This window comes from Secundilactobacillus malefermentans (assembly GCF_008033155.1).
GTDB lineage: Bacteria > Bacillota > Bacilli > Lactobacillales > Lactobacillaceae > Secundilactobacillus > Secundilactobacillus malefermentans.
On the sequence record NZ_CP042371.1, the window covers coordinates 1,028,943 to 1,050,798 of the forward strand.

Sequence of the window (21,856 nt, forward strand, 5' to 3'; positions counted from 1 at the left end):
AAGATGAGTCGCGACTTAATCAGCCGTGACTCATCTTTTTTATCTAGAAATTGCCATCGCAATTCCCATTCCACCACCGATGCAAAGGGACGCAACACCGGTTTGCAAATTGTCATTGATTAGATTATGAATGAGCGTGGTTAAAATTCGGGCACCTGAATCGCCAAGCGGATGGCCAAGAGCAATGGCACCTCCGTTGACGTTCACTTTTGCGGCGTCCAATTTCAAATCGCGAATGACGGCCGCACTCTGAGAGGCGAAGGCTTCGTTAATTTCCACACGATTAAAGTCCGCTACCGGATGATTCATTTTTTGGGCTAATTTCGTAATGGCGTAGTAGGGGGCATAACCCATAATGTCGGGGTTGATACCCACTTCTGCATAGCCCGTTATTTTGGCAAGGTAGGGGAGTCCTAATTCAGTGGCACGGGACTCCTTCATCAAAATGAGGGCACTCGCGCCATCATTTAACCCCGCCGCATTCCCAGCAGTGACGGTACCATTTTCCTTGAAGACGGGCTTTAAGTTAGCTAAAGCTTCCATTGAGGTGTTATCGCGGATGGCCTCATCGTCGTGTACGAAGGAATCACCCACTTTAACAGGGACAATTTCTGCTTTAAAGTTGCCGCTATCTCGAGCAGCCACCGCTTTTTGATGGGACTGAAGGGAGAAGGCATCCTGAGTTTCCCGCGAGACGTGGAATTGGTCTGCAACATTTTCAGCAGTGATTCCCATTGGCTTTTTAGAAAATGCATCTTCCAAACCATCATGTTCCGCACTATCATAGAAGGGAACTTGCCCAAACTTATGCCCAAATCGCACGTGCGGGGCGATGAATGGGGCGTTAGACATGCTTTCTGTACCGCCAACCAAGACGACGTCGGCATCACCCATCATAATGGCCGCCTGACCCAATCGCACAGCTTTTAGACCGGAACCACAGACCTGGTTGATGGTCATGGCGGTGCTGGTATCTGGAATATTAACAGCTCGTTCAATTTGACGGGCAACGTTTTGACCAGAACCGGCCTGCAACACGTTACCAAAAATAACTTGTTCAATTTGTGTTGGCGAAATAGCTGCGCGTTTGATGGCTTCATCTGCCACAACGCTACCAAGCTGGACGGCATTTAATCCAGAGAGAACACCTCCCAGCTTACCAATTGGTGTTCGGACGGCACTAAGAATTACGACTGACTCCATGAGTTGACCCCTCTCTACTTATTCAAGTGATAAGCATACAAAATCGTGGCAAAATTGTCTCTTATTGTGTCTCAATCTTTAGTGATTATTATAGAAATAAAACGTAATTTGAAAAAGAGACTGTTTTTTTCTATAATGGGGGCAGTACTTTCAAATCGGATTGGAGATTAATACATGAACCAGAAGGAAATCATCGATAAGTTTCAGAAGAGTAGCATGTATCAAAAACTTTCTGACAATCAGCAGAAATTTACTGAGAGAGTGCTAACTTCTTTCTTGGCTGCCAATGAGCATGCCCTATCGAAATGGACCCCTAACGATGTTACTGAAATTCTGACGGGTGAGTTCGCTACAAATCTAAATGAACCTCATAACTTTTACGTTGCTGTTACACCGATCCTAAGCAGTTTCTTCAAATTTGCGGAGACAGAATCTACTATTACTGATGGTAAGGCGTTCATCGAAGCGGCAAAAGGCGCTCGTGATGAAATGCTTAACCTTAGTTCAACTAATAGTAAGAAACCGGCAAAAACCAGCAAGAAGGCTGAAAAGCCGGATACGACTAAAGTAGTGGCGGAGGATATTGATGTCAATCCCGCCCAAGTTGGTGATGAAGTTGATAGTTGGCTGGATGAGATACATAAAGTCCCAGTCGTCAGCAATTTAACGGCTGCCGATTTACATTACTTTGATGTCATTGTTGATTCAGTCTCTGAACTGATGATTCTGGGGATGAAGCGCGAACCTGATACCTGGGATACAGGGTTACTAGCTGAAGTTATGTTCAGACGTTTTGTTCCTATATTGGAAGAAGACGAAAAGACAAGTGCCCTTTTTGAAATAGTACCCTTTGGCCTTAGTGAGTTGATTAAGCATTTGGCCAGAACGAATGCTTTAACGAATGATCAAGAATTACTGGCATGGGTTAGAGAGCATCATGATGGATTAACGAGCCTTTACGATAAGAAGTTCGATAATTTCTATACGAATTTGACGCAAGCGATGAAACAGGCTGGCGTTGATACCACCAATCGTGACCAAGTTAATGCGTTCACGCAATATTATCTTTCTCAAAATGGTGAAGAAGGAAAACAACTTTACGCCGGAAAGACCAAAAAAAGTAAAGCAGGGCAGCAACTTGCCTTTAGAAAAAAAGGAAGACGGAAGAAGAAACGCCATTAAAATAGGGAGCGGCAAATTCGGACTGAATTTGCTGCTCTTTTTTTGCAGACGAAATAGTGCATATTTAAACTATAATTCGGAAATAGACGAACTTAACGGGATATTCATTTTATAAAGTTCGGATATGAAATTAATTTCAAAAAAAGCGTGAAACTACTTGACCAAGTTCTGATTTACTGGTAAATTATTAATTGTTGTCGCGAAGGAAAATGACAATTACCGGAAATGTTAAATGAATTTTTATTCAAGTTACTTGTTGACATGAATAAAAATAAGTGATATATTTAAGTAGTTGTCCTGAGGGACACGACGTAGACCTTTGAAAACTGAACAAAGTTTCGACGAATCAAATGTGCAGGGCGATTCAACCCATTGAGGTTGGATCCAAAATGTAACAAACGAAGTCAATTCGTAAGCAACAAAAACAAATAATGAGCTAAAGCTTATCATTTTAAAATGAGAGTTTGATCCTGGCTCAGGATGAACGCTGGCGGCGTGCCTAATACATGCAAGTCGAACGCATCCCGTTGATTTGAAGTGCTTGCACTGATAATTAACATCGGATGAGTGGCGAACTGGTGAGTAACACGTGGGTAACTTGCCCAAAAGTAGGGGATAACATTTGGAAACAGGTGCTAATACCGTATAACAACGAAAATCGCATGATTTTCGTTTGAAAGATGGTTTCGGCTATCACTTTTGGATAGACCCGCGGTGCATTAGCTAGTTGGTAGAGTAATGGTTTACCAAGGCAATGATGCATAGCCGACCTGAGAGGGTAATCGGCCACATTGGGACTGAGACACGGCCCAAACTCCTACGGGAGGCAGCAGTAGGGAATCTTCCACAATGGACGAAAGTCTGATGGAGCAACGCCGCGTGAGTGAAGAAGGGTTTCGGCTCGTAAAACTCTGTTGTTGGAGAAGAACGAACGTGAGAGTAACTGTTCACGTTGTGACGGTATCCAACCAGAAAGCCACGGCTAACTACGTGCCAGCAGCCGCGGTAATACGTAGGTGGCAAGCGTTATCCGGATTTATTGGGCGTAAAGAGAGTGCAGGCGGTTTGTTAAGTCTGATGTGAAAGCCTTCGGCTCAACCGAAGAAGTGCATTGGAAACTGACAAACTTGAGTGCAGAAAAGGACAGTGGAACTCCATGTGTAGCGGTGAAATGCGTAGATATATGGAAGAACACCAGTGGCGAAGGCGGCTGTCTGGTCTGTAACTGACGCTGAGACTCGAAAGCATGGGTAGCGAACAGGATTAGATACCCTGGTAGTCCATGCCGTAAACGATGAATGCTAAGTGTTGGAGGGTTTCCGCCCTTCAGTGCTGCAGCTAACGCATTAAGCATTCCGCCTGGGGAGTACGACCGCAAGGTTGAAACTCAAAGGAATTGACGGGGGCCCGCACAAGCGGTGGAGCATGTGGTTTAATTCGAAGCTACGCGAAGAACCTTACCAGGTCTTGACATCTTCTGCCAACCTAAGAGATTAGGCGTTCCCTTCGGGGACAGAATGACAGGTGGTGCATGGTTGTCGTCAGCTCGTGTCGTGAGATGTTGGGTTAAGTCCCGCAACGAGCGCAACCCTTATTATCAGTTGCCAGCATTAAGTTGGGCACTCTGGTGAGACTGCCGGTGATAAACCGGAGGAAGGTGGGGATGACGTCAAATCATCATGCCCCTTATGACCTGGGCTACACACGTGCTACAATGGACGGTACAACGAGTCGCGAACTCGCGAGGGTAAGCTAATCTCTTAAAGCCGTTCTCAGTTCGGACTGTAGGCTGCAACTCGCCTACACGAAGTTGGAATCGCTAGTAATCGCGGATCAGCATGCCGCGGTGAATACGTTCCCGGGCCTTGTACACACCGCCCGTCACACCATGAGAGTTTGTAACACCCAAAGTCGGTTCGGTAACCTTCGGGAGCCAGCCGCCTAAGGTGGGACAGATGATTAGGGTGAAGTCGTAACAAGGTAGCCGTAGGAGAACCTGCGGCTGGATCACCTCCTTTCTAAGGATAATGCGGAAGGTTGCACATAAGTCGAAACTTTGTTTAGTTTTGAGGGGTTTACTCTCAAATTTGATCTTTGAAAACTAGATAATATCAATTTTTTCCTTTAATTTTATTGTAATAAATTAATTAAAGCCGAGAACACCGCGTATTTTTTGAGTTTTGAAACAAGTTTATATCGCGTAACATACTCAATTAACCGTTATCACGAAGTGATAGCTAGGTTAAGTTATGAAGGGCGCATGGTGAATGCCTTGGCACTAGGAGCCGATGAAGGACGGGACTAACACCGATATGCTTCGGGGAGCTGTACGTAAGCTTTGATCCGGAGATTTCCGAATGGGGAAACCCAATCATCTTAGTCGATGATTGTTGCTTGGGGAATACATACTCAAGTAACGGCAGACGTGGGGAACTGAAACATCTAAGTACCCACAGGAATAGAAAGAAAAATCGATTCCCTAAGTAGCGGCGAGCGAACGGGGAACAGCCCAAACCAACGAGCTTGCTTGTTGGGGTTGTAGGACTGAACATTTGAGTTACCAAAGCTTTCGATAGTTGAATAGGTTGGGAAGCCTAACCGCAGATGGTGAAAGTCCAGTAAGCGAAATCGAAAGCCCTCAGTTCAGGATCCTGAGTACGGCGGAACACGTGAAATTCCGTCGGAATCCGGGAGGACCATCTCCCAAGGCTAAATACTCCCTAGTGACCGATAGTGAACCAGTACCGTGAGGGAAAGGTGAAAAGCACCCCGGAAGGGGAGTGAAATAGTTCCTGAAACCATGTGCCTACAATTAGTTAGAGCCCGTTAATGGGTGATAGCGTGCCTTTTGTAGAATGAACCGGCGAGTTACGTTTACATGCAAGGTTAAGTCGAAGAGACGGAGCCGTAGCGAAAGCGAGTCTGAAACGGGCGTTTCAGTATGTAGATGTAGACCCGAAACCAGGTGACCTACCCATGTCCAGGCTGAAGGTGCGGTAAAACGCGCTGGAGGGCCGAACCCGTGTACGTTGAAAAGTGCTGGGATGAGGTGTGGGTAGCGGTGAAATTCCAAACGAACTTGGAGATAGCTGGTTCTCTCCGAAATAGCTTTAGGGCTAGCCTTGGAGTAAAGAATCGTGGAGGTAGAGCCACTGTTTGGACTAGGGGCCCGTCATGGGTTACTGAATTCAGATAAACTCCGAATGCCATAGATTTATATCCAGGAGTCAGACGGTGAGTGATAAGATCCATCGTCGAAAGGGGAACAGCCCAGACCACCAATTAAGGTCCCTAAATGTATGCTAAGTGGAAAAGGCGGTGAAGTTGCATAGACAGCTAGGATGTTGGCTCAGAAGCAGCCACCATTTAAAGAGTGCGTAATAGCTCACTAGCCGAGTGATTTTGCGCCGAAAATGTACCGGGGCTAAGTATACTACCGAAATTGTGGATACAACCGTAAGGTTGTGTGATAGGAGAGCGTTCTAAGGGCAGAGAAGCTAGATCGTAAGGACTAGTGGAGCGCTTAGAAGTGAGAATGCCGGTATGAGTAGCGAAAGACCAGTGAGAATCTGGTCCACCGAATGACTAAGGTTTCCTGGGGAAGGCTCGTCCTCCCAGGGTTAGTCGGGACCTAAGTCGAGGCCGAGAGGCGTAGACGATGGATAACAGGTTGAGATTCCTGTACTAGTTAAACGTGTTTGAACGATGGAGGGACGCAGAAGGCTAAGGTGAGCATTCAGTTGGATAAGAATGTTCAAGCAACGAGTCTGGTTAGCAGTCAAATGCTGGTGACCGAGTAGACAAGTTGTGATGAGGACCGAATTAAGTAGGGAAGCACCTGATGTCACGCTGCCGAGAAAAGCTTCTAGTGAATGTTTAACTACCCGTACCGCAAACCGACACAGGTAGTCGAGGAGAGAATCCTAAGGTGAGCGAGTGAACTCTCGTTAAGGAACTCGGCAAAATGACCCCGTAACTTCGGGAGAAGGGGTGCTGCACGCAAGTGTAGCCGCAGTGAATAGGCCCAGGCGACTGTTTATCAAAAACACAGGTTTCTGCAAAATCGTAAGATGACGTATAGGGGCTGACGCCTGCCCGGTGCTGGAAGGTTAAGTGGATGAGTTAGCTTCGGCGAAGCCCAGAAATGAAGCCCCAGTAAACGGCGGCCGTAACTATAACGGTCCTAAGGTAGCGAAATTCCTTGTCGGGTAAGTTCCGACCCGCACGAAAGGCGTAACGATCTGGGCACTGTCTCAACGAGAGACTCGGTGAAATTAAAGTACCTGTGAAGATGCAGGTTACCCGCGACAGGACGGAAAGACCCCATGGAGCTTTACTATAGCTTGATATTGGGTGTTGGCACAGCTTGTACAGGATAGGTCGGAGCCGTAGAGGCCGGAACGCTAGTTTCGGCAGAGGCGCTGGTGGGATACGACCCTGGCTGTGTGAACACTCTAACCCACACCACTAATCGTGGTGGGAGACAGTGTCAGGTGGGTAGTTTGACTGGGGCGGTCGCCTCCTAAAGAGTAACGGAGGCGCCCAAAGGTTCCCTCAGAATGGTTGGAAATCATTCATAGAGTGTAAAGGCAGAAGGGAGCTTGACTGCGAGACAGACAAGTCGAGCAGGGACGAAAGTCGGGCTTAGTGATCCGGTGGTACCGTATGGAAGGGCCATCGCTCAACGGATAAAAGCTACCCTGGGGATAACAGGCTTATCTCCCCCAAGAGTCCACATCGACGGGGAGGTTTGGCACCTCGATGTCGGCTCATCGCATCCTGGGGCTGTAGTCGGTCCCAAGGGTTGGGCTGTTCGCCCATTAAAGCGGTACGCGAGCTGGGTTCAGAACGTCGTGAGACAGTTCGGTCCCTATCCGTCGCGGGCGTAGGAAATTTGAGAGGATCTGTTCCTAGTACGAGAGGACCGGAATGGACATACCGCTGGTGTACCAGTTGTTCCGCCAGGAGCATCGCTGGGTAGCTATGTATGGATGAGATAAACGCTGAAAGCATCTAAGTGTGAAACTCACCTCGAGATGAGATTTCCCATTCCATTAAGGAAGTAAGACCCCTGAGAGATGATCAGGTAGATAGGCTGGGAGTGGAAGTGCAGCGATGCATGGAGCGGACCAGTACTAATCGGTCGAGGACTTAACCACAAAGTGGTGTTCTCTGAAGGAATTGATATTATCTAGTTTTGAGAGCTCAAGTTCTCAATAGTGTGGTGGCGATAGCCTAAAGGATACACCTGTTCCCATGCCGAACACAGAAGTTAAGCTTTAGCACGCCGAGAGTAGTTGGGGGATCGCCCCCTGCAAGGGTAGGACGTTGCCACGCAAACCAAAAACACCGGATATATTATCCGGTGTTTTTTCTACGATTAGTCAAGAGAAACCTCTATTTTATGGGGTTCTCTTTTTTTTGAGCAGTACTTTAAGATTTTTTCCCGTGTTTTATAGATTGTATTACCGAATAAATGTATGATAAATAGCACCTCTGGTGTTATTGATTTTTTGAGGTGTTATAATTGTGTGTGAATGAATTATGATTTATTTCTCTGGTGAGAATTGTGTTGAATCATATAATTCATTATTTTTAATTAGGTGGTAGATGGTCCTAATCAGACGTCCCATCGCAGCTATGGCAATCTTCTTAGTGTGTGATTCACTAGAAGATTGCTTTTTGCGTTGATAAAAAATACTGATATTCGATGGATGATATTTGGCGACACTCATCATGTTTAAGACAGCTTTAAATAATATTTTTCTTGCATATGGATTACCGCGCTTTCGAATATGCTGCATCATCTCGAAATCCCCAGATTGATACTGGATCAAATCAATTCCAACGTATGCATTAATGGCATTGGAGCTATGAAATCGGCTAATATCACCTAACTCAGCTAAGAGACAAACTGCTGTTTTAATACCGAATCCCGGAATTGATTCTAAGATTGGGATTTCGGCAAGTAAGCTTGAAATCTTAGTCATTTCCTCAATAATATCTGCCTTAAGTCCGCTTAAGTGTTCAACCTCGTTAGCTAGATAAATAACGGAGTGAACTGCGTGAGCGTTGTAATCAACTGCGGGGGCAGATTGACTTGCCAAATCATGAAGATGCCTAGCTAGAGCGAATGCACGCTTCTCACTCATGTTTTTTGGTGTAGCCTTTAAAATGAATTGGGCTAACGCTGGTAATTCGATTGCTAATACAAGGCTGGCATGTGGAAATTGTTGCACGACGTGCCAATACAATGCACCATCGGTCGTGCTTATAAATTGTTCCACCTCTGGGAAAGTAAGCTGCAACTTTTGATGTAATCGATTTTTAGCTCGTACAATATCTTCGTTGAATTCTTGATAGGTTCGCTCCAAGTCGTGAAGCTCGCCATACACAGCTTTTTCCTTAAAGGTCGACTGATAATGATGTTGTGCCATTGCCATTGCTAATGAAACGGCATCTAACCGATCATTTTTATTATGCCTAAACCCATCCATGTCTTTTTTTGCTGCTAATGGGTTAATTTCCGTATAATTCCAATTTTCCCTTTGAAGAAAGGACCGTATACTTCGGGAATAGATGCCAGAAGATTCAAAAATTACCTTCGGCGATCTAAAACTGTTAAGCGCATCATCAAGTATTTTGTAACCTGGTCGGTTATTGGTTATTTTAAATTCTTTAAACGTCCTGCCATCAATCAAAATGGCTACGTTTGAACTATGTTTACTGACATCAATACCAAATATGATTTCCATATCAAGCATCATCAAACACCACCTACATAAAAGTTGTATTCATCGATTCACTCATCTCAATTTTCAATACACGACTTTAATAGCCAACAGACTTCGAGCGAGCTCATTGGTGAACCGGATGAAGTTGCCGTTTTTTGTTACGACGTCACCGTAAGGTGCGCCAAAAAGCAATTCGACATGTCAACTTCATTTCCACTTTAACAGAATATAAAAGTGGTGAATCATAATTCCGTCGAATTATGATTCACCACTAATGTTAGTCAGTTTTTGTATATTCAAAAGTAAAAATAGGTCAAGGTAGTTAAATTGGGTATCTGAGCATTGCACAAATATCTGAATTTACCGGCATTTGTTCCTTCTGGAGGACAATCAAATGACCGCTGTTCTCTATCACACAATTAGCAATGTCATTATATAGATTGTTATGTTGTGAGTATTCAGATTCAAATTCTAGACCACCAGAAGTAAGTGAACCGGAACTAAACGCACCCTCACAAACAATTAAGGTTTCAATTTGACCTTTAAGGGCACAATCAACGATTTGACTGAGATCTTCAGTGGTCTGTTGAGCGTCATTTAAATTCTGATAGTCAGTTTGAAGGTCAACTAATGAATGCTCGACACCTTTTTTAATGACTGAAGAAACGCGTTGTGAAATTTCAGCCAGTGAAAGTTTAGAAGGTGAGCTTGGTTCAGTTAAGTGACTGATTAAGGAGTCATCGTTCATCGCTTCCCTAAACACAGCAATATTTTGCGGTAAGGCAAATAATATTACCGGTAGTTTCGTTAATGGATAGTGATCAGACAAATATGCTGCAATTTTTTGATAGTAATTTAGTTGATCATTCTTAACTTCTTGGCTTTTCTCGTTATTTCCGTGGAAATTAACGCCGCCATTGAATGATCGTAAATTCAATTGCCCACCCTTTAGCTCATTACTACCAAGGGTCTCTGGTAAAGTACCAGGAGCATCATCGTGTAACGAAAGTTCAACTAAATGATTGTCAGTACCTTGGAAGACTTTATAACTGTCCTGATTTAACGCCAGAATTAAGTGTTCCTGTTCTAACGTATTCTTACCAAGTGTTAACCAATCAGGGTGATCTGAAACAGATACGATAGAAGCTGTTACCTCGTGGTTTAAATCAACCACTTGAAGGTTATCGGGACCAATGATGATGGCACAAGACGGGCTTGTGACGTCAGACCAGTTATTGATGTCTGATAAATAGGGTCCCAATTTATCGAGATAATCACTCATATCAATTCCAGGATAGATTTGCATAAGCTGTTCAGTTGCATCGGATAGGACCTGCTTCATTTTGATTTTGGCCTTACTCCGATCACTGACAGTATTGGGATTTGGCATAACAACCGTTAAATACGGACCAGTAGTCGTACTAATAATATTTGTTAATCGATTTATATCTCGCATATGGTCGCCTCCTAATAGTATGGGGGTAGCTCTACTATGATTTAAGCGTAACATATTGAAATAGGTGACAAAATAAAAACGCCTAAGGAAACCTTAGACGTTTGCTATTACGATTTCCAGTAGGCGTACTGGTACTGAATGCCAGATAGTGCGGTAAAACTGATGCCACCTAATCGTTTATCAACTAGGTTAGATTGAGCAACCTGGTATAAAGGAACGATACCTTGCTGTTGCATAAGATACTTGTCGGCTTTGATCATTAAATCATAACGCTGTTTTTCAGAATATTTCGTTGTATCATTAATTTGGCTAATCAATTTTTGATAGGTGGCATCCTTCCAATTTGAGAAGGAGAGGGCGTTGCCGTACTCTGCCATTTGGAGAAAATCAGCAGGATCATACAAACCGGTAGACCAGCCATCCAAATTAATTTCGTAGTTTTTGTCGCTACCCATTTGGATGTGTTGCGCTTGAGGAACGGCTTTTAACGTTAAGGTTAGTCCTGGTAATTCCTTTTTGACGACGGCTTGCATATATTCACCCACTTGTTTGCTGGCATCATCATCGCCAGTCAGCAATTGAACGGATATCTGCTTTTTACCTAATTCGGATTGAGCCTTTTTCCAATACGACTTAGCGGCCTTTGTGTTGACTTTTAGTTTGTTGCCCACTTCTTTTGCAAAATCTTCACCGGTTGTTGGATTCGTTGCATCGCCTTGCGGAACCATGCTCCAGGCTGCTACTGAACCATCCTGAAGCACACTCTTGGTGAGCTGCTCACGGTCTAATGCGTAACTAATCGCTTTGTGCAAATTGGTATTATTAGTTGTTTTACTTTTGCTATTAAATTCAAGATACGCATTTCGCAAAATTTTAGTTGTTTTCAACGAAGAATTGTTGGCATTAGCTTTCACCAATTGTCCCGTTAATTGCGTAATTTGTACCTTATTCGCTTTAAATAGGTTCAATGCAGTGCTGCTGTCCTTTTCAACCTTAACGTTAACAGTCGAAATTCGTACTTTACGAATATTATAGTTAGGATTTCGTTTTAATTTAAAAGAGGTACTCGTCCCATTCCATCCGATCAATTTGTAAGGGCCATTTGTCACTAACTTATCGGAACTAGTTCCGTAAGAGGAGCCGAACTTTTTAGCTGCGGACTGGTTAATTGGGTAGTAATCCGTTAGCAAATAATTGAAATAGGGAACTGGAGCAGGAAGTTGGATTTCAAAGCGATATTTACTAAGGGCCTTGACGCCAAATTTAGAAACTGGGGCCTTCCCGGTTGAAACAGCTTTGAAATTCTTGATAAACTTGTAGTTTGCGAGTCGCTGGGACTTCGTTTTAGGGTTAACGGCGCGCTGAAATCCCGCAACAAAATCTTTTGCAGTGACTTCTTGCCCGTTGCTCCACTTCGTTTTCCGTAAGTTAAAAACGTAGCGTTTACCACCATCAGTTGGCTTCACAACTTGTTTAGCGACACTAGAAACAACCTTTCCTGAAGAACTCAATGTATAAAGTCCCTGCATCGTTTGCGAAACAATCGTTGAACTATTAACGTCGGTCGTCTGCGCGGGATCAGCTGTTGCTGGTTCACCACTCAAAGTTACCGTCAGCGGGCGATTCTTGTCCGAACTGGCACTGGACTGACCACACCCCGTTAAAACGATTGCCACTAGAACACTACTAAACAATGTTGCGATATATTTAATTTTCATGAAAAATTTCTCCGATCTCGAGAGACACTTGCAACAATTCTACAAGTGACTATGATGTCGAGATCCTTTATTGTTTAGAGAAATATCGCATGAAAATTGCCAAATTATGGACATGTAAACTCACCACTTTCTTTTTAAGTTGGACTAAACTTATCACACGAAAAATGAGAAGTCAATGAGGAAAATAGAATTAAAGCTAATTTCGTTTTAATTAAGTCACAAACGAATAATTATGCTAAAATATGAAAGTATGGTTTTAAAATAATTAAAAATAGGTAAGGTATAAAGGAGAATATTTATGAAGCGGTATCGAGCTTATCGATTGACCTTGGGGTGGCAAATCTTAATTGGTCTTGTTTTGGGGATTATCCTTGGTGTTATTTTCTATCAAAATAAAACGGCCATTACGGCTATGCAGAACATTGGAACCATGTTTATTAGTCTTATCCAAATGATTGTGCTGCCAATCGTTGTTTCGTGTTTGACGGTTGGGATTGCTAATATGGGTGATATTAAGAAACTGGGCCGAGTTGGTGGCAAGACTTTAATCTATTTTGAAGTGATGTCAACGATCGCAATTATTTTGGGTATGATTGTTGCGAATGTGTTTAAACCTGGTGATTTTATCAATATTCATGCATTACATAGTCAAGACATTAGTGCCTATGTCCAAACTGCAAAGCATGCTTCTGATAGCGGGATTTGGTCAACGATTATGGGCATTATTCCGACCAACTTTTTTAACTCATTAAGTACTGGAGACATGATGCCTGTCATTTTCTTCTCCGTATTCTTTGGTTTAGGAACGGCCGCAATTGGCAAACAAGGCAAGGTCATTATTGATCTCTTGGATGCCATTTCTCAAGTGATGTTTAGAGTCACTAACTGGGTGATGCATGTGGCGCCAATTGGTGTTTGTGCTTTGATTGGTGTAACGGTGGCACAATTGGGGCTATCAGCACTTGCACCACTTGGCTACTTCATTTTGTTAGCCTACGCGACGATGGCACTATTTATCGTTGTTTTCATGGGAATTGTGGCAAGAATTTTCAAATTTAGCATTTTTGATTTGCTACGAGTGATCAAGGATGAAGCAGTTCTAGCATTTTCAACTGCCAGTTCTGAAGCAGCACTTCCAAAAATGATTGATAAAATGGACAAATATGGTGTCAGCAAGGGGATTGTTTCCTTCGTTATTCCAACGGGGTATACTTTTAACCTAGATGGGTCAGCAATTTACCAGTCACTGGCAGCTTTATTCCTCGCTCAGGCCTATCATATCCACCTGAGTCTCGGTCAACAGCTAACACTGCTAGTTGTTCTGATGATTACCTCAAAAGGAATGGCCGGCGTCCCAGGGGCCTCATTTGTCGTTCTGCTAGCGACTGTCTCAACAATTGGTGTTCCAATGGCCGGATTAACGTTTATTGCCGGAATTGATCGGTTGGTTGATATGGGTCGAACAGCAGTCAACGTTGTGGGTAATTCATTGGCAACTGTTGTCATTGGCAAGTCTGAAAACGAATTTGACGAGGAAAAGTCAGAGGCGTACTTAAAGAAAATTAAAGCAGATAAGGCGAAGGCCTAAGCTGTCTAAAAGACTACTCATATGAGTGGTCTTTTTTTGCAACAAAAATGGTGAGGGTCATTGACCACTCACCATTGGAATTCTATTTGTCGTTATGGCGATCATCTAAATCGTTAGCCTTATCAGCTACCTTGTCTTGTGCCTCGCCAGTCCGTTCCTTAATGTTACCCTTTGCCTTTTGGAGTTTACCCTTAAGCTCGGTACTTTCGTTACCAGTTGCTTTGCCAAGTTTTTCTTTAGCAGAGCCCATTAATTGGTCCTTCTTACCATCAAGTTTTTTAGGCATAATATTGCTCCTTCCTATGGGGGATAATTTTAGTGTAAACGAATTGGGTGAGGTGTGGCAATAAATATACCTACTGAAAAGTTGCGAAATAAAAAAGGAGCTCCATTCAAATGAAGTTCCTCTTATGCCGGCGTCATCACCATCTACACCAAACACATGGCAGGTTGATTCCCATCAATCTATGTTTGTGTTTGCTGCTATCATGATGATAGTGACAACGTTATAGTAAAATTTATTGTGATTCACGATCAATTCTCCAAGCTGACGAGTGGTACAAGCAGTAAATGCCAATTCCTCCGAAGGTTCCCCAAACGGAAAGTGCCATGTTTCTATTCTGTACGATCACGTCAATGATCTTAGGCGCAGAACGACACTGAAATTAAAATTTAATGCTTACTCAATCAGCTAGAATAGAGACTTTGCAATAGACTGCTAACGATATACTAGAGGTTTTCGCTTATCGATCGACTATAACGCCAATCACGAAATTAAAAGCAGTGATCTATGCAAAACTCAATCAGTGAATCTAGCTTGATTACTTGTGTAATCCGGGAAAATTGGATCAACACATGTGATTTAGGCCACCAAATCATAAGAGGCGTTGATAGCCAACTTTCCCTTCAGCTGTTTATAATTAGACGATCCAGGGTCTTGTAATTCAGTTGTCATATCAATCACCTCCTAAAGTGGCTCGTTAGTTAATCAAAAAAGGCATCCAGCCCACAATCGGCTGGATGCCATCGAAATCGTTCTTCAATGCACCTGTTACCACCCCAATTATGGAGTGGTAGCGCCAATCGTTGAGCTTTAGCACTATATGGCGTAGTTATCATACAATAACAGCTACATTAGACCAAGCCTTGTTTTAACTTGGACAGCTGACTCATTGGCGTTTTTCGACGTTTCTGAGCAGTAGCATTTTCCATATAGGATCCTCACCCAACGGCCTATTCTTTCTATCATTAATTATACACTATTTTTTAAAAGAATACAATATAATGCTTGAATCTAGCACAAAAAAATCTCATCTTTCTATTGGCGCTCAATTCTTAAATAAGTTGAATAGTCAGAAATTTAACAATCCCTTGTTTGAGACCTATAATGAGGGACGAGAGGCAAAAAGGATTGTTAAATTGTAGTCGCAGAATTAGGTCAAATGAGGAGGATTACTGATGTCAGAGGACGCAACAGTTACTGTACGGCAATTGAGTGATGCAGCAAAACATCACGCGGTCGGATTATTTGCTAAATTTTATATTCAAAGTTTTCGTCGTAACAAATTGGAAATTCTAACGGATTATCCAATTGTGCCTGAAATGGAACAAATTAATCACTATATTACTCAAAATAACAGTTTCCATCCAGAACAACTTTTGAGCCAAATTCAACAAAGCTATGGAAGTTATTTTTATGATATTTTGATTCAATTGAAACAAAATTTTCGGGATGACGGCACACCATCTGCAGGTTCATGGACAAAGTGGTACTCAGAAAAGTTTCAAGGATTAAGAGTGGAAGAATAATGGATAAAACGAGTTCTCTTGTTAGAGAACTTTTTATTTTGCCTTGAATCGATTTTTAAACTGCGGTACGGTTAGAATGGTTCTAATTAAGTGAAAGGAGTGTTCGAAATGCACAAGAAATATTTTGGAAATCAAATTAGGGGGGTAAAAGATAATGAGTAAAGATATTGAGCCAAAGCAAAGCCATAAACTGATTGAGTATGCTAACGGACCATCGCTGGAAGAAATTAATAGTACGGTGAAGGTTCCACAGGGAAAAGGGTTCTGGAGGACGTTACTCGCCTATTCAGGACCTGGAGCTTTGGTAGCGGTCGGCTATATGGACCCTGGTAATTGGTCAACGTCAATTACGGGTGGTCAAAATTTTCAGTACTTGCTCATGTCGGTGATCCTGATATCAAGTTTAATTGCGATGCTATTGCAATACATGGCGGCTAAACTTGGAATTGTGATCCAAATGGATTTGGCACAAGCCATTCGAGCGCGTACGAGTAAAACGTTGGGAATCGTTTTATGGCTTTTAACTGAATTAGCCATAATGGCGACGGATATTGCGGAGGTTATTGGAGCGGCAATTGCGCTGTACCTTCTATTCCGTATCCCACTAGTTATTGCGGTATTTATTACCGTTTTTGATGTTTTATTGCTATTACTATTAACGAAAATTGGCTTCAGAAAAATTGAAGCAATTGTCGTTGCTTTGATAGTGGTAATTTTTGTGGTGTTTGCATACGAGGTTGCACTATCAGACCCTAATTGGGTGAGTGTCGCTAAGGGATTAATTCCTCGTGGTGCAGCATTTTCAACGCATCCAGCAATTGGCGGACAAACACCTCTAACTGGTGCGCTGGGAATCATAGGTGCTACGGTGATGCCTCACAATTTATACCTGCACTCTGCAATTTCACAGACGCGCGATATTGATCATCATAATAAAAAAGAAGTGGCCCAAGCAGTTAAATTCTCGGCCTGGGATTCAAATATTCAACTGACTGTTGCCTTTTTTGTTAACGCATTACTTTTGGTAATGGGAGTTGCCGTATTCAAAAACGGTGCAGTAAAAGATCCATCGTTCTTTGGACTTCATCAAGCACTCTCGAATACCTCGATGTTGAGCAATGGTATTTTAATTGGAGTTGCTAAAACGGGTATTCTTTCAACGTTGTTTGCAGTTGCTTTGCTAGCTTCTGGCCAAAATTCAACAATCACAGGAACCCTTACCGGACAAGTGATTATGGAAGGATTCATTCACATGCGGATGCCATTGTGGCTAAGACGATTAGTGACGCGTTTAATTTCAGTCATTCCCGTTTTGATTTGTGTTGCAACGACAAGTGGCAAATCGGCAATCGATCAGCATGAGGCGTTGAACACCCTGATGAATAATTCACAGGTGTTTCTGGCCTTTGCCCTACCATTTTCAATGTTACCTTTACTGATGTTTACGGATAGCCGAGTTGAAATGGGGAATCAATTTAAAAATGCATTTTGGATTAAAATTCTCGGTTGGATTTCAGTGATTGGATTAACTTTCCTAAATATGGAAGGATTGCCTGGACAAGTTGAAGCCTTTTTTGGTGCTGGTGCATCAAAAGGACAACTGGCCTTTGCCGATGGAATTGCGTACATCCTTATTGTCATTATTTTGCTTTTACTCATATGGGTAATTGTGGACCTGCATCGTGGTAACAAACGATATGAAGCGCAATTAGCATCTGAAAATGAAAAAGGTCGTGATTAGAATGATGAATGAAATGAATCCAAAGCAGTTTAGTCATATTTTAGTTGGTGTTGACGATTCCGCCGATGCCCAATTGGCATTTAGGTATGCGATGAATCGGGCAAAAAAAGATGGGGCTAAGTTGACGATTGTTTCGATATTGGAATCTGATGAAATGAACGTTTATCAAGCGATGAGTAAGGATTACGTTCATGGTCAACGGGCACAATTAGAAAAGCACATTGGAGAGTATCGAAAATTAGCAGAGCAGTTTGGCGTAAAACGGGTTGAGACGGTCGTTTCGGAAGGTGATCCGGGAGAAACCATTGTCAAAAGGGTTATCCCAGCAGTAAAGCCGGACCTTCTAGTAGTTGGTTCGTTGTCTAAAACTGGGATTCAGAAGCGATTTGGGTCCCAAGCGGCCTACATGGCTAAGTACGCTCCAATATCGGTTTTGGTTGTTAGATAAATTTATGAAACGCTTTTGTAAAATACAAAGGCGTTTTTATTTTAGTTCTATCCCGGAACAGATATACTAAAATAGGAGGTGCTAAGAGATGAAAGTATTTGTAATTGGAGCACATGGGAATGTCGGCCATTTGGTCGTTTCTCAATTAAAGATGGCGGGACACGAAGTTACCGCTGGTATTCGTAAACCTGAGCAAAAGGAATCATTTGAAGAAGAGGGAATCAAAACGGTTCACGTTGATTTGCTAGACAAACCAGAGGCGTTAGCAGTTAATTTGGATGGTTACGATGCCGTCGTCTTTTCAGCTGGATCGGGTGGTAAAACTGGTGACGATATGACGATGCTCATTGATTTAGATGGTGCAGTCAAAAGCATGCAAGCAGCTGAAATTGCTGGTGTTAAACGCTACGTCATGGTTAGTGCTTTATTTGCCGAAGACCGAAATCGGTGGAATAATATTAAACCATATTATGCGGCTAAATTTTATGCAGATGAATGGCTTCGTTATCGAACGGGCTTGGATTACACCATATTGGAACCTGGCCGCCTAACGTTTGACGAAGGAACTGGCAAGATTAACACCGACGGAATTGAAGGCGGCGCTATCCCTCGGGAAGACGTTGCTGCAGCAGTCGTTGCTAGTTTAACGACGCCAGAGACGATTAAGAAAACGATTCCGATGGTTAGCGGGCAGAATGGAATTAAAGATGCACTTGCTTCAATTTAGGTAACTGCACTCAATTAAGGAGGTCAGCATGATGGCAAAAGAAATAAACTTGGATCCACAAAAGGCAAAGCTATTGGAACACCATTTAGACGAATGGACAAAGTGGCGGCAACAAGTTGATCCGGATACCGCTGACACCGATTGGGATACATTTATTTTGAAGAGTCAGCAAAAGGCAAAAGCTGAACAATTGCAAATGGACCGTCAAATTGCTGAATGGCAACAGCTACATGACCTGCAAACGGAGTTAAAGAGCCGAATTGCGGGGGATGCGCACGGCGGACAAACGATGCAATAAAAATAAGCGCTCAACCACTAATGACTAGTGGTTGGGCGCTTATTTATTTTTTGTTTACGATTCCTCATACATATAATCACGCGTCATTGGCAATCCTTCACCACTTGGTGCCTTTGTCAGCAAAAACTGCATGACATCAATGTTGCCAGATTCAAATGAGGCGGCAGCGGCTTGCAGATAAAGATCCCACATTCGGCAAAAACGCTCGTCAAACATGTTGCAAACCTGATCTCGAACGTCATTGAAGTTGTGATCCCAGATTTCAAGCGTCTTTTGGTAGTGACGACGCAGCGGTTCCAAATCATCAATCTGAAGGTTGGCTTCAATCATGTAGTCAACGTTTTTGGAGACACTGGGGATGTAACCACCGGGGAAGATATATTTTGTTAGCCAAGGCTCAACGCCGGGGCCGTTATGTTGACCGGTAATTCCATGAATCAGGGCTCGATCGCCTGGCTTAAGCAGGTCATGAACCTTCTCAAAATAGCCCGGCAGGTTATCTTTACCAACATGTTCGAACATACCAACGCTGGTAATGTAGTCGAACTGACCGGTCGTTTGCCGGTAATCTTCCAAACGAATTTCAACTAGATCCTCAAGGCCTCGTTTTTGAATTTGTTCTTTCGTGTAGTTATATTGCTCCTCACTCAGCGTAACCCCAGTGGCGTGAAGCCCATAATCTTCGGCAGCAACGTAGAGGAGGGTTCCCCAACCTGATCCAATATCAAGCAGGCGTTTGCCCCGTTCTGGCTTTAATTTTTTCAAAATATGATGAATCTTATTTAATTGGGCCTGTTCTAGTGTATCATCGTCATTTTCAAAGTAGGCACATGAGTAGGTCAACGTAGGGTCTAGCCATAGTTTGTAGAAATCGTTACCGATGTCGTAATGACTTTGAATATCCTTGGTATTTTCCTTTTCTGAATGACCTTGTTTAGGCACAAATTTCAAGAAGCGCTTATCATGCATAAAACTAGTTGTTGACCGATACGCTGAAGCAACGACTTGTTGGATTGACCCTTTGATATCAATATCGCCATTCATATAGGCTTCACCCAACGTTAAGGTGGCATGCTTAGCAATTTCCGTCATCGGGAGTTCTTTGTTAATGTCAATTTCAGCTTGAGGAGTTCCCTCACCGTAAACTTCGGATTTACCGTCCCAATACTTGACCGTGACAGGAAAATCGAATGCATGGCTTAATAGTTTTTTGTAAATTGTTTTTTCTAACACAAATTGTCACTCCATTTCAAAAATTTAACATGATTATTCTAAACTTTTTTGAGGAGGTGGCGCTAATGATTTGGTCAAAAAAAGCAAAGTCCAATTGGACTTTGCTTAGAGGTTGCTTAATTAGTCTATTGTTCTTCATACCATGGGTAATGGAAGTTACCTTCACGGTCAGTACGTTCGTACGTATGAGCACCGAAGTAATCACGTTGCGCTTGTAGTAAGTTAGCGGGAAGAACTTCTGCACGATATGAATCGTAGTAAGTGATTGCGGCACTGAACCCGGGAACGGGGACACCAGCTTTAACAGCTAATGCAACAACGTCACGAACGGATTCTTGATATTTGGCAGCAATATCCTTGAAGTAGTCATCAAGAAGTAAGTTAGTTAAATCAGGTTTCTTGTCAAAGGCATCAGTGATGTTTTGTAAGAAACGAGCACGGATGATACAGCCGGCACGCCAGATTTGAGCTAATTCACCAAACTTAAGGTTCCAGTCGTTCTTATCAGATGCAATTCGAAGCTGTTCGAAACCTTGAGCATAACTCATTAACTTACTGAAGAAGAGGGCTTGACGAATCTTTTCAATCAATACCTTCTTTTCGCCTAGTTCAACATTGCCTTTAGGAGCAGGAAGTTGCTTAGATGCTTCAACCCGTTCGTTCTTCATCATTGAAATGTAACGTGCGTAAACAGCTTCAGTGATAACTGATTGAGGAACTTGGATGTCTAAGGCATCCTCTGAGCTCCACTTACCAGTTCCTTTGTTGTTACCACGGTCCAAAATCATATCAACGATTGGCTTAGACTTGTCATCACCAATGTCATCTTTACGAGTTAAGATATCAGCAGTAATTTCGATTAGGTAGCTGTCGAGTTCACCCTTGTTCCATTCTTTGAAGATGCCAGCCATTTCATCAACGGAAAAACCAGCAACGTTACGCATAATGTTATAACTTTCGTCGATTAATTCTTCATCGCCGTATTCAATTCCATTATGAATCATCTTAACGTAGTGACCTGCACCGTTAGGTCCAATGTAGGCGACACATGATTTGCCGTCTTGAGGAGCCTTAGCGGAGATTTGTTCCAAGATAGGAGCAACTAGGTCGTAAGCTTCTTTTTGACCACCTGGCATTAATGAAGGGCCTTGTAGGGCGCCAAGTTCACCACCAGAAACACCCATACCGATAAAGTTGATGCCTGATTTATCCAAACGGGCGTTACGGGCCATTGTGTCGTGGAAGTTTGTGTTACCACCGTCGATTAAAACGTCACCCTTATCCAAAAGTGGTAAGAGTTCGTCAATAACGGCATCGGTTGGTTTACCAGCCTTAACCATCATCAAAATTCGACGAGGTTTTTCAAGTGAATCAACAAATTCTTCAATTGTATGAGATGGGATTAATTTCTTTTCGCTATGATCTTTCATAACCTCATCCGTTTTTGCAGCGGTACGGTTATAGATACCAACGGTGAAGCCGCGGCTTTCAATGTTAAGGGCTAAGTTTTTACCCATAACGGCCATTCCAACAACACCAATGTTTGCTAATTTTTCAGCCATCATTACCATCCTTTTTGAACCAATTTTTAAGAGTACTTAGTTATTTTAGCACTGGAATGAAAATAAGTGAACCGTTTACATTATATTTTGTTAAAAAATGAGCAATCTTTTTTATTATCATTTTAAAAGAAGTAAAAAGAGGCCACATTCTTAAAAA

14 protein-coding genes, 3 rRNA genes and 1 riboswitch are annotated in these 21,856 nt (G+C 42.7%); of the genes, 10 read left to right on the forward strand and 7 right to left on the reverse strand.

Features of this window, described 5'->3' with window-relative positions:
- Positions 1 to 39 precede the first annotated feature (39 nt).
- The gene (locus FGL90_RS04935) at positions 40 to 1,203 is read right to left on the reverse strand and encodes an acetyl-CoA C-acetyltransferase (protein ID WP_010618972.1); all 1,164 of its coding nucleotides are present in this window, start codon (positions 1,201 to 1,203) and stop codon (positions 40 to 42) included.
- A 174-nt stretch (positions 1,204 to 1,377) separates the two neighbouring features.
- Here FGL90_RS04935 and FGL90_RS04940 point away from each other — a divergent pair, with 174 nt between their 5' ends.
- The 4 genes from FGL90_RS04940 to rrf all read left to right on the forward strand — a co-directional run bounded on the left by FGL90_RS04940 (position 1,378) and on the right by rrf (position 7,722).
- Entirely contained in the window at positions 1,378 to 2,385 is a 1,008-nt protein-coding gene (locus FGL90_RS04940) for a hypothetical protein (RefSeq protein ID WP_147657157.1), read from the forward strand.
- Between the two features lie 452 nt (positions 2,386 to 2,837).
- A 16S ribosomal RNA gene (locus FGL90_RS04945) occupies positions 2,838 to 4,403 on the forward strand.
- Positions 4,404 to 4,625: 222 nt separating this feature from the next.
- Positions 4,626 to 7,544 (forward strand): 23S ribosomal RNA (locus FGL90_RS04950).
- Between the two features lie 61 nt (positions 7,545 to 7,605).
- Positions 7,606 to 7,722: ribosomal RNA gene (rrf, locus tag FGL90_RS04955) — 5S ribosomal RNA — on the forward strand.
- Together the 16S, 23S and 5S rRNA genes form the textbook arrangement of a ribosomal RNA operon.
- Before the next feature lie 212 nt (positions 7,723 to 7,934).
- Here rrf and FGL90_RS04960 read toward each other — a convergent pair.
- The 3 genes from FGL90_RS04960 to FGL90_RS04970 all read right to left on the reverse strand — a co-directional run bounded on the left by FGL90_RS04960 (position 7,935) and on the right by FGL90_RS04970 (position 12,293).
- Entirely contained in the window at positions 7,935 to 9,152 is a 1,218-nt protein-coding gene (locus FGL90_RS04960) for an IS110 family RNA-guided transposase (RefSeq protein WP_010620874.1), read from the reverse strand.
- A gap of 289 nt (positions 9,153 to 9,441) precedes the next feature.
- Positions 9,442 to 10,575 (reverse strand): baeRF6 domain-containing protein, encoded by a 1,134-nt coding sequence (locus FGL90_RS04965; protein ID WP_147657159.1) that lies wholly within the window; start codon positions 10,573 to 10,575, stop codon positions 9,442 to 9,444.
- A 107-nt stretch (positions 10,576 to 10,682) separates the two neighbouring features.
- Positions 10,683 to 12,293, reverse strand: coding sequence for a peptide ABC transporter substrate-binding protein (locus FGL90_RS04970; protein ID WP_147657161.1), 1,611 nt, complete (start codon positions 12,291 to 12,293; stop codon positions 10,683 to 10,685).
- A 298-nt stretch (positions 12,294 to 12,591) separates the two neighbouring features.
- Here FGL90_RS04970 and FGL90_RS04975 point away from each other — a divergent pair, with 298 nt between their 5' ends.
- Entirely contained in the window at positions 12,592 to 13,881 is a 1,290-nt protein-coding gene (locus FGL90_RS04975) for a dicarboxylate/amino acid:cation symporter (protein ID WP_056973871.1), read from the forward strand.
- Between the two features lie 82 nt (positions 13,882 to 13,963).
- On the opposite strand, the gene FGL90_RS04980 is transcribed toward FGL90_RS04975, so the two are convergent.
- Positions 13,964 to 14,167, reverse strand: a complete 204-nt coding sequence (locus FGL90_RS04980) for a CsbD family protein (protein ID WP_010620480.1) — start codon at positions 14,165 to 14,167, stop codon at positions 13,964 to 13,966.
- 785 nt (positions 14,168 to 14,952) lie between these two features.
- Positions 14,953 to 15,121: riboswitch (M-box (ykoK) riboswitch) on the reverse strand.
- 218 nt (positions 15,122 to 15,339) lie between these two features.
- Between FGL90_RS04980 and FGL90_RS04985 the strand changes: the two genes are divergently transcribed.
- From FGL90_RS04985 to FGL90_RS05005, 5 genes are all read left to right on the forward strand, one after another.
- A complete protein-coding gene (locus tag FGL90_RS04985; RefSeq protein WP_010620479.1) occupies positions 15,340 to 15,690 on the forward strand; it encodes a hypothetical protein in 351 nt (116 codons plus the stop codon).
- A 154-nt stretch (positions 15,691 to 15,844) separates the two neighbouring features.
- Entirely contained in the window at positions 15,845 to 17,431 is a 1,587-nt protein-coding gene (locus FGL90_RS04990) for an Nramp family divalent metal transporter (RefSeq protein ID WP_147657163.1), read from the forward strand.
- 4 nt (positions 17,432 to 17,435) lie between these two features.
- The gene (locus FGL90_RS04995) at positions 17,436 to 17,879 is read left to right on the forward strand and encodes a universal stress protein (protein WP_147657892.1); all 444 of its coding nucleotides are present in this window, start codon (positions 17,436 to 17,438) and stop codon (positions 17,877 to 17,879) included.
- Between the two features lie 88 nt (positions 17,880 to 17,967).
- Entirely contained in the window at positions 17,968 to 18,606 is a 639-nt protein-coding gene (locus tag FGL90_RS05000; RefSeq protein ID WP_010620476.1) for an SDR family oxidoreductase, read from the forward strand.
- Positions 18,607 to 18,637: 31 nt separating this feature from the next.
- The gene (locus tag FGL90_RS05005; protein ID WP_010620475.1) at positions 18,638 to 18,904 is read left to right on the forward strand and encodes a hypothetical protein; all 267 of its coding nucleotides are present in this window, start codon (positions 18,638 to 18,640) and stop codon (positions 18,902 to 18,904) included.
- Positions 18,905 to 18,958: 54 nt separating this feature from the next.
- On the opposite strand, the gene FGL90_RS05010 is transcribed toward FGL90_RS05005, so the two are convergent.
- Together FGL90_RS05010 and gndA are read right to left on the reverse strand one after the other, a co-directional pair.
- A complete protein-coding gene (locus tag FGL90_RS05010; protein WP_147657165.1) occupies positions 18,959 to 20,137 on the reverse strand; it encodes a class I SAM-dependent methyltransferase in 1,179 nt (392 codons plus the stop codon).
- Positions 20,138 to 20,262: 125 nt separating this feature from the next.
- A complete protein-coding gene (gndA, locus tag FGL90_RS05015) occupies positions 20,263 to 21,699 on the reverse strand; it encodes an NADP-dependent phosphogluconate dehydrogenase (RefSeq protein ID WP_010620472.1) in 1,437 nt (478 codons plus the stop codon).
- Positions 21,700 to 21,856: the final 157 nt, after the last annotated feature.

Coding starts and splice junctions, on each gene's coding strand:
- FGL90_RS05000 (WP_010620476.1), top strand. CDS start 17,968: ATGAAAGTATTTGTAATTGGAGCACATGGGAATGTCGGCCATTTGGTC.
- FGL90_RS04990 (WP_147657163.1), top strand. CDS start 15,845: ATGAGTAAAGATATTGAGCCAAAGCAAAGCCATAAACTGATTGAGTAT.
- FGL90_RS04970 (WP_147657161.1), bottom strand. CDS start 12,293: ATGAAAATTAAATATATCGCAACATTGTTTAGTAGTGTTCTAGTGGCA.
- FGL90_RS04995 (WP_147657892.1), top strand. CDS start 17,436: ATGAATGAAATGAATCCAAAGCAGTTTAGTCATATTTTAGTTGGTGTT.
- FGL90_RS04980 (WP_010620480.1), bottom strand. CDS start 14,167: ATGCCTAAAAAACTTGATGGTAAGAAGGACCAATTAATGGGCTCTGCT.
- FGL90_RS04960 (WP_010620874.1), bottom strand. CDS start 9,152: ATGATGCTTGATATGGAAATCATATTTGGTATTGATGTCAGTAAACAT.
- FGL90_RS04935 (WP_010618972.1), bottom strand. CDS start 1,203: ATGGAGTCAGTCGTAATTCTTAGTGCCGTCCGAACACCAATTGGTAAG.
- FGL90_RS04940 (WP_147657157.1), top strand. CDS start 1,378: ATGAACCAGAAGGAAATCATCGATAAGTTTCAGAAGAGTAGCATGTAT.
- gndA (WP_010620472.1), bottom strand. CDS start 21,699: ATGGCTGAAAAATTAGCAAACATTGGTGTTGTTGGAATGGCCGTTATG.
- FGL90_RS04965 (WP_147657159.1), bottom strand. CDS start 10,575: ATGCGAGATATAAATCGATTAACAAATATTATTAGTACGACTACTGGT.
- FGL90_RS04975 (WP_056973871.1), top strand. CDS start 12,592: ATGAAGCGGTATCGAGCTTATCGATTGACCTTGGGGTGGCAAATCTTA.
- FGL90_RS04985 (WP_010620479.1), top strand. CDS start 15,340: ATGTCAGAGGACGCAACAGTTACTGTACGGCAATTGAGTGATGCAGCA.
- FGL90_RS05005 (WP_010620475.1), top strand. CDS start 18,638: ATGGCAAAAGAAATAAACTTGGATCCACAAAAGGCAAAGCTATTGGAA.